The 12,824-nt window shown below is 52.1% G+C and carries 10 protein-coding genes; 4 read left to right on the top strand and 6 right to left on the bottom strand.

Translation table 11 applies throughout. The features are described from left to right. Positions 1-90 precede the first annotated feature (90 nt). Together HYT77_06445 and HYT77_06440 are read left to right on the top strand one after the other, a co-directional pair. On the top strand, positions 91-1,125 hold the full coding sequence (locus HYT77_06445) for an agmatine deiminase family protein (GenBank protein ID MBI2067631.1): 1,035 nt from the start codon (positions 91-93) through the stop codon (positions 1,123-1,125). 12 nt (positions 1,126-1,137) lie between these two features. Continuing rightward, the gene (locus HYT77_06440; protein ID MBI2067630.1) at positions 1,138-2,190 is read left to right on the top strand and encodes a Glu/Leu/Phe/Val dehydrogenase; all 1,053 of its coding nucleotides are present in this window, start codon (positions 1,138-1,140) and stop codon (positions 2,188-2,190) included. Here the strand turns inward: HYT77_06440 and speA are convergent. Next, positions 2,187-4,184, bottom strand: coding sequence for a biosynthetic arginine decarboxylase (gene speA / locus HYT77_06435; protein ID MBI2067629.1), 1,998 nt, complete (start codon positions 4,182-4,184; stop codon positions 2,187-2,189). The genes HYT77_06440 and speA overlap by 4 nt on opposite strands. A gap of 38 nt (positions 4,185-4,222) precedes the next feature. Next, on the bottom strand, positions 4,223-4,885 hold the full coding sequence (locus HYT77_06430) for a hypothetical protein (GenBank protein MBI2067628.1): 663 nt from the start codon (positions 4,883-4,885) through the stop codon (positions 4,223-4,225). Between the two features lie 93 nt (positions 4,886-4,978). Here HYT77_06430 and HYT77_06425 point away from each other — a divergent pair, with 93 nt between their 5' ends. Then, positions 4,979-5,833, top strand: coding sequence for a hypothetical protein (locus HYT77_06425; GenBank protein ID MBI2067627.1), 855 nt, complete (start codon positions 4,979-4,981; stop codon positions 5,831-5,833). Between the two features lie 73 nt (positions 5,834-5,906). Further along, complete coding sequence (locus HYT77_06420; protein ID MBI2067626.1) at positions 5,907-7,157, top strand: ATP-binding protein; 1,251 nt, start codon at positions 5,907-5,909, stop codon at positions 7,155-7,157. Between the two features lie 16 nt (positions 7,158-7,173). Here HYT77_06420 and HYT77_06415 read toward each other — a convergent pair whose 3' ends face one another. The 4 genes from HYT77_06415 to HYT77_06400 form a co-directional block, all read right to left on the bottom strand. Further along, positions 7,174-7,425, bottom strand: coding sequence for a hypothetical protein (locus HYT77_06415; GenBank protein MBI2067625.1), 252 nt, complete (start codon positions 7,423-7,425; stop codon positions 7,174-7,176). Positions 7,426-7,474: 49 nt separating this feature from the next. Then, a complete protein-coding gene (locus HYT77_06410; GenBank protein MBI2067624.1) occupies positions 7,475-7,741 on the bottom strand; it encodes a hypothetical protein in 267 nt (88 codons plus the stop codon). A 13-nt stretch (positions 7,742-7,754) separates the two neighbouring features. Next, complete coding sequence (locus HYT77_06405) at positions 7,755-10,568, bottom strand: hypothetical protein (protein MBI2067623.1); 2,814 nt, start codon at positions 10,566-10,568, stop codon at positions 7,755-7,757. Next, on the bottom strand, positions 10,569-12,824 hold a 2,256-nt coding region (locus HYT77_06400; GenBank protein MBI2067622.1), incomplete at its 5' end, for a hypothetical protein.

Raw genomic sequence — 12,824 nt, 5'->3', positions numbered from 1 at the left:
CATAACTCACCCCCCTCCCCCCCTCTTAATGTAAGAGGGGGATAGTGAGTCTCGTGAAAACAGTGGAAGGGGGCGTTATGTGAGGAAGAGATGCTAACAACCGTAGACCAATGTTTTCACATGCCTGCCGAATGGGAACCCCACGCTGCCACTTGGCTCGCTTGGCCGCACAATGCCGAGACCTGGCAGGGACGCCAGAAGTTCGTCCCCTCAATCTGGATTCAGATGATCAAGGCACTTCATACCGACGAGGCCGTTCAGCTGCTCGTTAACGACGCCTCCATGAAAAAGGAGGTCCAGGAGAGGTTGGAAAAGGCGGATATCAATTTTCGTAGAGTCCGGCTCCATGAGATACCGACAAACGATTGCTGGCTCCGGGATACAGGACCGACTTTTATCAAAAAAGGTTCCGAGGTTGGTCTTATTGGCTGGATCTTCAATTCGTGGGGTGAAAAATGGCCCCCTTGGGACGAGGATGCGCTCGTCTCCTCGCGGATTGCCGAAAAAATGGTCCCCCTTCCCTTTTTCCGGCCCGGCATCGTTCTGGAGGGGGGATCGATCGAAACCAACGGGTGCGGAACCTTAATCACAACAGAATCCTGCCTGCTTCATCCCAAAAGAAACCCGAATCTCAAAAAAGGGCAGATCGAAAAAATTCTTAAAAGTTTTCTAGGAGTCGACAACATCCTCTGGCTTCCTGCCGGGACTCCTTCCGGTGATGATACGGACGGCCACATCGATAACCTGGTCCGATTCGTGAACCCAACAACGATCGTCGCCCCGCTTGAAAACGATCCGCAAGCCCCAAACTACGAGCTGCTCAGAGAGAACTATGCCACCCTGCAAGAGATGAAGAGCGAAGAGGGGCGTCCTCTGACCGTCATCCCCCTGCCAACCCCCTCCCCTATTGAGTCAGATAGCGGTCTGCTGCCGGCCTCCTACGCCAATTTCTATATTGGGAATGGTGTCGTCCTTCTTCCCTCTTTCGACAGCCCGAGGGATGATGAGGCAATTCGGCTCTTGAAAAATTTCTTTCCCGGGAGGAGGATCGCCAAGATCCCCTCGAAGGATCTCGTCCGCGGTTTTGGGGGGGTGCATTGTGTCACACAGCAACAGATCGCCTAAAAAGGAGAGGGGATGATGATCCAAAAAATCGAGACGGAGACAGGCCATGAGGAGGTTGTTTACGGAGAGGATCCAGCGTCGGGGTTGAAATCGATTATTGCGATTCATAGTACCGTTTTGGGACCTGCCCTCGGCGGAGTTCGGATGTGGCCGTATGCCTCAAAAGAGGAGGCACTCCGGGATGTCTTGAGGCTCTCTCGCGCTATGTCTTACAAGGCGTCTGTCTCAGGACTTGATCTCGGGGGTGGCAAGGCGGTGATTATCGGTGACCCTCGAAGTGAAAAGAGTCCTGGGCTGTTGAAGGCGTTCGGTCGTTTTGTTGCCTCACGCGAGGGTCGTTATATCACCGCAAAGGATGTCGGAACAACGACGGACGATCTTGAAATCATTGCACAAGAGACAAAATTTGTCGGTGGTCGTTCCTATGCCTCGGGAGGGAGCGATGATCCCTCTCCCATGACCGCCTATGGAATCTACGAGGGGATCAAGGCAACGGTCCGTTTCAAGTGGCAGAAGGAGAGCCTCAAGGGGTTAACCTTTGCGATCCAGGGAATGGGTCATGTTGGCTACGGGCTGGCTAAACATTTGCATCAGGAAGGGGCAGGACTCGTTGTCTGTGATATCCATCCCGAAAATGCCAAAAGGGCCGAAACAACGCTTGGGGCAACTGTCGTCTCACCGGAAAAGATTCTTGACGTCGAGGCGGATGTCTTCTCCCCCTGTGCCCTGGGAGGGGGCATTCATGCCGGAATGATCGAGAGACTTAAAGCCCCGGTCATCGCCGGCGGTGCGAACAATCAACTCCTGGATGAGATGCGGGACGGTGATCTGCTCCACGATAAAAATATCCTCTATGCCCCTGATTATGTGATCAACGCCGGTGGAATTATCAACATCTTTGCCGAACTGGATGGCTATCAGGAAGAGAAGGCTCGAAGAAAGACGGCGAAGATTGCGGAGACATTGACCAAAATTTTCGAGGAATCACGTAGAGAGAACCGTTCTACACCCCGTATTGCCCTGAAAATTGCCGAGGATCGGATAAACAACACAAAAAAAAACTAGAACTGCCCGTCGGAGAGGTACGTATAATCGAGAAGTGCCTTGCGGTAATCGTCCACGAACGACATCCCGACCGACGGCTTGATCCGGTCTTCTTTGATTGCATCATCGACCAGCCGCTTGAAGTTCCTTATAAGTTCATTGGAATCATATTGGGTGTTATGGAGCACCTGCTCTACGCTGGAGCCGGGGATCACCTCCTCCAGGTAGAAGCCGGACTGCTCCTCCGGGTCATGAAAGACATGCACCTCGTTCGTTCGACCAAAGAGGTTATGCTGGTCCCCCATAATATCCTGATACGCCCCAATCAGAAAAATCCCAAGATAGTACGGTCCTTTTCGGATCGGATGGACCGGCAGATACTCCTGAGCCTCCTCCTGGATATCAATGAAGGCGTCGATCTGTCCCTCGGAATCACAGGTAATGTCGACGAGTTTTGCCCGCTTCTTCGGTTCCTCATCAAGCCGATGCAACGGGATAATCGGAAACAGCTGGTCGATCGCCCAGTTGTCCATGAGCGACTGGAAGATAGAGAAATTGCAGACATACTGGTCATTGAGCGTCTTGGAGAGCTCCTGGATCTCTTCCGGAACCCGCCCGTTTTGCAGAAAGCGGTTCACAATCTGCTGGGAGATCTGCCAGTAGTGGTAGTCCGCCTTCGCCTTCGTGACGAGGTCGAGGAGTCCAACATCAAAAAGTCGGTTCGCCTCCTCACGAATCTGCTGGAGGGCATGATAGACCTCCATCAGTTTCTTTTTGTGGGGCATTTTTCTCTTCAACGCGAGAATGTCGTGGATAATTTTATGTTCCTTCTCCAGATCGACAATATCGATCAGTTTGGAGCGATGGGTCTTCTCGACATTGGCAAACGCCTCGACAACCAAAATGGTGTGATGGGCAACCGTTGCACGTCCGCTCTCGGAGACGATTGTCGGGCAAGTAACCTTCTCCTGATCGCAGACATCTTTCACGTTGTAGACAATCGTACTGGCATACTCCTCAAGCGTATAATTGGTGGAGGAGTGAAAAGCGGTTCCGCTCCCGTCATAATCGATGCCGAGTCCCCCACCGACATCCAGATATTCAAGCTTGGCGCCCAACTGGACAAATTTCGCGTGGTAGCGAGCCGCCTCACGAACCGCCTGTTTGATATGCATGATGTCGGGAACCTGCGAGCCGATATGGAAATGGATCATCTTGAGACAATGATCGAGCTTGTTCTCCTGGAGATATTCCCAGATCTCGAGCGCCTCGGAGGCGCTCAGACCGAACTTGGCGTTCTCACCGGACGACGTCGCCCATTTTCCGGAACTCTTCGTCGCAAGACGCAGACGGATACCGAGCACCGGATCAACCTCGAGCTCTTTGGCAACCTGGACAATCCTTTCGATTTCGTCTGCCTTTTCCACAACCAGAATGATTCTTCGACCGACCTTGATCCCGGTCAGCGCCAGACGGATAAAGTGGTTATCCTTATAACCGTTACAAACAATCAGACTCTCGGGATTGTCATTAATGGCCAATGCGGCAACGAGTTCTGGTTTGCTGCCAACCTCAAGTCCGTGGTGAAATTCCCGCCCTGCATCGAGAATCTCCTCTACAACCTCTCGTAACTGGTTCACCTTGATCGGGAATACACCCTTGTAAGCACCGGGGTAATGATGATCCTCAATCGCATTTCGAAAGGCGAGGTTGATCGCCTTGACGCGATGACGCAATAGATCCTGAAAACGGATCTGCAACGGAAAGGTCAGTCCCCTCTTCTTCGCCTCCCTCACAACTTCCATGACAGAAAACTTGATCGGCTCCTGCGGCGAGGGGAGGCAGATAACCTCCCCCGCTTCATTGGCGGAAAAATAACCGGAACCCCAGTTTTCGATGTTGTAAAGCTGGATGGAATCCTCCACCTTCCACTCTTTTTCCTTGGGGAGAATTTTTTGGGGCTCAATTTCCGGTACAACCCGTACGGGAAGTTCTTTCACATTAGACTGAACCATGTTGGACTTTGAAAATTATAAAGGATTCGAACCGTTCGTCAAATGTTTTCTGAAATTTCGGAAGGAAAAAGCGTTTTGGTCCCCACAAGGACCACTAAAATGGCAAGACTGCCCGTCATGACGATCGGATGTCTCACCACCTTGAGTCTCATCCATGTCTGAGCACGGTACCAGGCAGATCGAGTTGCAGCGATTTCATCGTAAAGGTCTCTTTGAAATGTTTTGACCGCCTCAATCCCCTCCTCCGTTCGCGGAAAAGAGAACTGACTCCCTGTGAAATGGGTTTTGGCATACCGCATCTGTCCACGAGACCATATTTCAAAGGTCCCCTGAACCGTTCCATCAGGCTTCAGAGATAATTTACGACATTGAAAAGAGGAACGGCCATAATGGGCCAACTCCCTTAAGTTACAATCGGTTTGTGCCCCGAGTCGAAAAGAGACGGTATCATCCTGAAGCGCCTCCTCTTCAGCAAGCCGAAAGAGATTCTTTCCTACCTTCCCAAGTGGTTCATCGCCAAGAGTGGAGACGGTTGCCCCCTCAATAGAGTGATCGACATAAAATTCGTCCCTTAATCGAAGTAGACGGACAACATTCACTTTGACGGCCGTCCGATCATCACTCGCAAAGGAAAAGAGGTCCAGAACCCGGTCAGCAACGCCCAGGAGGTCATTAAAAGGTGACTGAGGTGCAGAAATCATATACTTACCGGCATTATCGGCAGACGGCCTGAAATGTTTCTGAAACTTTGGGGCAACCAGCAACTCTATTGATTTTTAACCGATACCAACAGGGTGAGATCCCTGACCTCTCCCCTATCATTATTGACCGTGACCGTCGGTCTGGCGGCGACATGGTTTCATTTCAGAGGTCGCCATGAAGACGATCCGGCAGAAGCTCGACCGACCGTTATCACTGAGGACCGGCTATCAGCCCTGAAAGATCGCCTTGCCCGAGTTCGTCCTCACCGATTTGAGAATGACTTTGCCTCGTTTGTCCGCAGAAGAGGAAAAGAGGTCCGAAACCTAAGCCGTCCCGGTCGGTTGCAACTCCTTATTGACTATGATCGGAAGAACCCCCTTGGTGAAGCGTTGCAGGCAGAGGTGATACCACTCCTTGGCACCGACATCTGCTTCAATCTTGGTGAATTCGATTTTCCAGTAAAGGATCAGGTCCACACGGCTGCCCCACGCACGGAAAGGGAAACAGGTTGGAAATACCTCCCGATCATAAAAAAGTCACTCCCCAACTGCCGGACAGAGGAACAAATCCTGCAGGTCATGGACGATCTGCACCATATCGGTGGGAGTGAGGCAAAAGAGACATTGAGGGAGATTGTTACCAATCATTGCAGCGATTCACCGAGGTTTGCCGAGAAATTCCTGCGGCTCGAGGCGACCTTTACCCATGATCCCGCGCTGAATGATATGATACGCCGTGCGATCCTGAATCTGATCCCGGAAGATCAGGAACCACCTGACGCCCCCTACCGCGACCCAATCCACAATCTTATTCTCTCAGCGATCTTGCGTGTCCGAGAGTATACATCGACCGATCCAGGCGTAGAACCCTTTCATGAATTTATTGATGCACTGATCCGGGAGAGGCCCAATTATCAGGAACTTTTTGCCAGATTTCAGCAGGACTGACCGTCAGAGTCTGGGTCCAAAAATCAAAAAATTTTAGCTTTGCAATTATAAGATGATACTTTATAATTGTCATATGTTTATAAAAAGGAAGCTGGTTCAGTATGTTAAAGACTGTTCAAAAAAGTTCTCCATCCTGATGTTAACTGGCCCAAGGCAGGCCGGAAAGACGACTCTTCTCCGCTATGTCGAACCGAATCGTCGCTTTGTCACCCTCGATGATCTGGAAAACAGGACCCTAGCCAGCGAAAACCCCACACTCTTTCTGGAAAGGTACCCACCACCGGTACTGATTGATGAGTTCCAATATGCGCCGCAGCTATTGCCGTATCTCAAAATAGCAGTCGATGCAAAGAGAACTCGAATGATTGAGTCAGCGGGAGATTACTGGCTCACCGGCTCCCAAAATTTCACAATGATGGAGGGGGTTCAAGAATCGCTGGCGGGGCGGGTTGTGATCCTTAAACTGATGGGGTTGGACCTCGCTGAGATCCTCAGAGACGAAACCGCCTTGAATCGTCCGCCGTTTTTTGAACGCCCCCGGGTAAACTTCGAAACTGATCGGGGAGTTGAAGAACTTTTCTCTATGATCCTGCAAGGTGACAAACCGGAGCTCTGGAAACAGGGACCCAACTTCGGAAATACGGCCGATTATTATATCTCTTATATCCAGACCTGCCTCGAACGGGATGTCCGTTCTCAACTCGGTGTCAAGGAGTTGGGTCTCTTCGAAAAATTTATGAGGTTTCTGGCGGCACGAACCGCCCAATTATTAAATATGACCTCCCTCGCCTCTGACGTCGGGGTGAAGACACCGACGATCCGATCCTGGCTCACGATCCTGGAGAGGAGTTTTCAAATCACCCTCCTCTCCCCTTATTACCGGAATCTGACATCACGCCAGGTCAAAACCCCGAAAGTTTACTTCCTCGATACGGGGCTCATCACCCATCTCCTGAAATGGAACGATCCGAAAACAGCCCTGCAAGGCCCAATGGCCGGCGCCCTTTTTGAGAACTGGGTCGTTTCGCAAATTATCAAGGGGTATTGGCATTCTGGCAAAGATCCCTCTCTCTTCTTTTGGCGAACGCGTGAAGGAGAAGAGATCGACCTCGTGGAAGAGGCAGGAGACAAACTGCACGTTGCTGAAATAAAACTGACAGAGGGTCATCCAGCCGGCCTTTTCAAATCGCTGGAAAAACCCGTTCAAAAAAGATCGAAAAAAGCCTTACCTCTCGTCTTGGGTTCAAGAAAATTGATCTCAACTTCCCGAAAAAATCTTCCGCTGGGTGATGGGATTGACCTGATCTCAGCCTGGAGTCTTTGAATAAAAGCTGTTTTTGCTATTCAGTCTTGATGACTTTCAGTGTTGTTTTTTCGACCCAACGTTTTGTATTGAAGTTATATTGATATGATTCCAGGATCAAAAAGCAGCCATTACCTTCATTCTGACCCTTGGCTTGGCGAAAGGCAGGGAGATTCTTGGGATGGGGTGGAAGTTTCTCCTGCCCCTTTTGAACTTTTTCCTCCCCTGCCTTAGCCGCTTTGAGCTTGTTCTCCTTTTGGGCACTCCCTCCGCGCGCTGTTTCTTTCATCTTTATCTCCCATTTCTCTTCAATAATTGCCTTGACGCGATCAAATCGTTCAGGGGTGGAGAAGACCTTCAAATCGTTCAGGGGTGGAGAAGACCTCTGACACAATTCTCGTGGAATATTCCGATGTACCTCCTGGTTCCGGAGTCAGGGGGTGAATGTTTTTGGCTAAATCGGAGCTCAACGCCTTTTCATGTCGGAGTGATAGAGGCAGGCGGTCTCCCAAACAGTTCACTATTAGATCGGAACCGGCGGAGCCCGCAGGTGAGACCAACAAGATCATCATGGAGATCAAGTAATTCAAGACCCTCTGACCCATCGTTCCTCCTCCCTCATTCACTACAATAGGACTCACCGACACAGACACAACCTTGTATGTTCACCACACCGGCCAGAGAGGGATCCGAGTAACAGCTATGAACTGCCCTGAAGCCATCATTCGCTCTCGTACAACAACCTGCTGATGATGGAAGTGAGCTGGCAATACCACAACCACAAAAATCCCTGTCGTCACATCTTAAGTCGGGGCCATCGCGAAGACAGAACTCTCCAAAGGCGTTGAGAAAGTCAATCCATTCGGTCGGAGGACTGGCACAACAACGGACGGGGCCGACATAAGGGTAACAACTTGTACCGGCATAATGTTCCCAGATTGTGTAGTTCTCCCGACTGGTCCAGCTAACCCCACACCGGATTCCTTCAAAAATAGTATCATCCCCCCCTGATCCACTCTCCCCTCCCCCCGAATCACCGGGGGTTCCCTCTTCCTCCTCACCATCGCACCAGGATCGTTCCCATCCCCTTTCACAGATGTGATCACAGTAACCGGGCAGGCTGAGACCTCTGGCATGGCGATCGGCACAGTTTTCATCGCACCATGATCCGCTCTGCTCTTCACAAAGAGTATCACAGAAGCCGTGGTTACGATCTGCGGCGCAAAGAGAATCACAAAATTGACGACGGTGATTAGCCTCGCAGTACGGGACACAATAACTCTCCGTAAAATACGTCAAACAACTCCTGTCGCAATAACCCTGATCCCTGTCCGCGCGGCAACGCGTGTTACAGATCGACATCGATGGAGTATCACTGCAGTAGGTGGCGCAATAGCCCTGACCGCCCGTAGACTCACAGACCGGCCGGCAAAATTCTGGGATAATCCCAACACCGCGCGCCGATTCCTCCTCACAAAGACCGTCACAAAAACTGGCACCGGGGTTTGTGGCGCAATCGGCCAACCGTTGCTCTCTTAACGCCGCTTCACAATTCCGATCGAGGTTTGAGGGGGAACAATTGTTGTACAGATCATTGACCCGAAGCGGCTCACAGAGTTCAAAGTCGCGATTCCAGCAGTATTGGTAACACTCGGCAGGGATCGCCATCTCACCCGCTGTTCCTGCATGGATCTGATTGAAATAAAAATCGGTGATACAAGCGCGCAGTTGCTCCTCATCACCGGACCAGGCGTCGGAATTCGCCTCCCCCCCGATATTCCCGGGTTCGTCCCAACTATAATCCCTCGGAGGGGCCTCTGCCGCCTCCCCTGTTGTACCGACAGGGCCACCCGTATCCGGGCTCGCGGCGGTGTCATGGACCAATAACGGATGGACCGTCGCAACCCTTCTTCTCAACTCTTGACTCTCCCCGGCATAGGAGGAAGGCACTCCGTTCAGCCCGAACGGACCTCCCATAATATAAAGATCATCTTCCAGGGTCTGGAGTGTGATCCCGAGCCTGTCGAGTTCTTGGAGAATTCTCTCCATGAAACAACTCTCGCAGGCAGCGGCGTCTCTGCCGGGGCCCGAGGAACAAGAAGGACACGCGCTGTCAAATTCTTCCCGCTGAAACTCTGAAAGGGCAGAGTAGAAAAACGAGGAAAGATAGACCCTGTCAGACATCGTACTCACCCGTGCAAGAGAGGTCTCTCCATTCCGAAGGAGTTGGAAAACCCTCTGACTTCTTCGAATCAGAGAAGCAGGTACCGGGTTATCGGCACCAAAAAGCGAGGCATCGGATCGCTGAGGTGCAGTCAGGAAGTGTTCTGTAATAGCGCCAATCTGTATTGCCTCTGCCTCATTCTCATAATTGATCACGGGATTTCTTGAATATTTAATCTCTCGAACAGGAATGGGGCTCAGCAAAAGGGGGGCTTTGTAGAGTTCATTGATCCAATCATACAGGACATGTCCCATTTCATGGGCACCAAGCTCCATCACAAGGCCCCGGGCCAACGTCTCCCTGTCTGTTATCCTCAGGTCCGGAATAAACCTGATACTATTTAATGCAAACGTCCCAGCGAGCGTACAAGAAGACGCACCCGGAATGCAGGCTGGTAATGACCAAGTTGGAAAAAAGTGATTTCCAGGATTGACCGTTGGAGGAGAGAGGATAGTGCAGAGCGACTCCCAAGTACCGGGGCAAGGGGTCGTCTCGGTCGGATCGAGGATGAAGGCTAAAAATAAGGCCGTATCGAGTGTGTCCTCGACATACATCCTGAACTCGGAGCCCGGTTCGCCCACTTCATTCGGATCCTCAGTCTCTAGTGCCTCATTGATCCGATTCGCGAGCTCCTGGAAGTAGACAGTAAAGTCAGATCGTCGTGCCTCATCCCACTGGTCTGCCGTCAGTGAATTATCCGTAACAGCGAATGCGGATGGGATCAGAAACTCGATCGGATCGGGCAGGTCCAATTGACCATACGTCCCATCCCCCTCTTCATCGAACATGTACCTCCAGTTTCCACACCCCCCGATCGGACCGTCGGTCTGGATTTGCACCTCGTTCCACGCCTCACGCGCATTCTCCTCCTTCGGATGCCGCATCTGACAGCGCTTGTAGGTGATCTCCCCCTCGACAACCGGTTCCTCTTCACAACAGATATCGAGCGCGGATTTCCCCCAAAAGTTTGGGCCACAGACGACACGGTGGCACTCCCCACTCAAGACGGGATCACTCCTATTAAATGATTTTACCTCTTCGGTATGGCAACGCTCATCGGATTCAATAAGAGAGACCAGCCCGAGGCCTTCAGCAACCCGACTCACCGCATCGCGCATATCGGCCATTGAGGGGAGTGCATAAACAGGGTTGAGAAGACCAACCATGAACAAGAGAAATCCGACAATAGCAGGATAAGTTTTTCCCATTTATCTCTTCATCCCTCCTCGCCTCATCGGCTCTTGCGGCATCGTTCGGGGGAGGGCTGGATTCACGATCGGCACAGCGGAATTTCCCGGCGTCATCACCGGTGGTACGGGTGCCGGTGTTGCCGAAGGGGGCACGACTTGGGTCTCTCGCATCCTCTGCATCAGGCCAGACGGCGTTGTGTCGAGAGACCGGCTCTCTCGGGAGGGCTCCTGTGGTGTCACGAATCTCCCACCAGAGTCAGCGAGCGGGAGGGCAAACTCCCTCTCGACACCATTCAGTGTCATCAGACTTGGATGACCCAGCGTCGGCGCGAGCGAATGCCACCCCGCAAGCATCCTCGCATAGGTCGGATTCCGTTCTACAGAGAGCGTCCTTGCGATATTGAACATATTCGCACAAAACGGGCCGAGATAGGTCCGGTTATAACCACGGCAAACATTAGGATAAGAAAACCTCATCCCGGCGGTCATCGACGTCACTTCACCACCGGTTTCCGTGACCGAACGGATAAATTCCTTCTTCTGCATAGAGAATTCATTGGGACAATAACCGAGCTCGCAAAGTTGGTCATAAACAATCGCCTGAGTCATCACGGCGATCTCCTCTTCGTCAACCGCCTCCGGTGTCAGGGGCCAGTCCTCAAGCCTGTTCTCCTCAAGTTTCTCCAGGTAATAGGCATGCACGAGCTGATGCGCGAGCAGTGAAACAATGACCGGGCTGTAACCATCGGACGGGACCCTCCCCCCGATCCGCGATCTCAGGTGTTCTTCCTGAATGATCGTCGGATCCCGACGGATCAGAGGCCCCGATTTACCGCCGCCCGAAGAACCGGACGTCGGTTCGATGACTTCAGTACTCTCTTCAATAATGATCTCATGACCACGGTCGGTGCCATAAAGGGATTCGAAGAGACCGCCGTCTGTCGAGTCTCCCATGATCCCGTAAGAGGGACGACACGCGTCGCCGGTCTCCTTCGGTCCGATGTTGTAGAACGGATGAGAGTTGCTCGCCCTCTTACTCTGACAGTCATTGCAAATCTCTCCACTCAAACAGATCCTGTTTTCGTCCGGCTGAAACTCAATAATCGACCCTTCTGCTGTCTGACAACATTTCATTGCAACAACATTCCCCTGCAGCACCTCCGCCCAAAAGCGGAGCATGCTACATCCCTCTCCCGCACAATCCCCCGGGATCCGATCGAGCATCTTTCCCAGGATATTCCAGATCGTCACGACAATCTCCCGCGCCTCTTTTTGATTTGTATCCAGAGAGGCATGATAGAGATCGCCGTAGGTCCCGTTCGCAATCTTCTCGGCTAACTGATTTTTCGCCAACGCCAACAATGTCTTGTAATGATCCTTGCGCTCACCCTCCATCGCGTAGGGGGTTGGTGCGGAGGGGAGCCCATGATGAAAGAGGGGGTTCTTATAACCATCCTGACCCGCAATCACGCCACAGGTAAAACCCCATTGGAGGTGTTGTCTGCTGTGGGGGAGATCCAAATAGGGGTCCGTAGAGGTTGATCTAAAGCGCTCATCGGGAACGGTTCCAATACCGTGGGATGCAGAAGAACCCGGACTCTCATAATAATGGAGCCAGGAGGAACAGGGGACCGGCTGCATGAGATGACGACTGAAGAGAAAGCCGTAATCGTCATCGATAAAGTTTCTCCCCTGCCATCCCTCATGACTCGAGTGACTTGGTGAAGAAGGACCCCCATAGTTACTTTGGTAAATAGTGGCATCCCATGCCTTCTTTACTCCCCACGGATGGCAGTTCGTTGCATGCGTCGGAATACCAACCAGATGACAGGTATCGCTCGCAAGGATTTCGCCACAGACCCCCTCTGACTGACAACGGTCGTTGATCAGGTAGAATTGATAGCCCCCTTCGTTGGAGCCATTGTGATTATTCGGGCTTGCATCACCGAGCGCAAGTCCGGTCAGTCGCTTGTACGCAATCGCCTCATCAGTCCCGCTGCAGAAATAGGCGTCTGCCGTGCCATTACCGATTCCCCCATTGAGGGCCGGTTCGTTCGGGGGGCCGAGCGGTTTGATCTCAAATTGAAGACCCGGACGCTGGTTGTATCTCTGAGTCGCATTCCCTATCGGCCCTACCGCTGTCTCTTCCACCCTCACCGGTCTGGTTCGTGCTTGATCTGATATAACAGGGGGTGGCGCAGAGGCATCGTGCTCCTGGATCAAGAGGCCGGAGCAGAGAAACAGCAGAAGAATGGGGACTCTTTTTAACATCAG

This window comes from Deltaproteobacteria bacterium (assembly GCA_016180855.1).
In the GTDB taxonomy this organism is placed as follows: Bacteria; UBA10199; UBA10199; order JACPAL01; family JACPAL01; genus JACPAL01.
The sequence above is the reverse complement of the archived record's forward strand: the minus strand, read 5'-3'. Positions and strand labels throughout refer to the sequence as shown.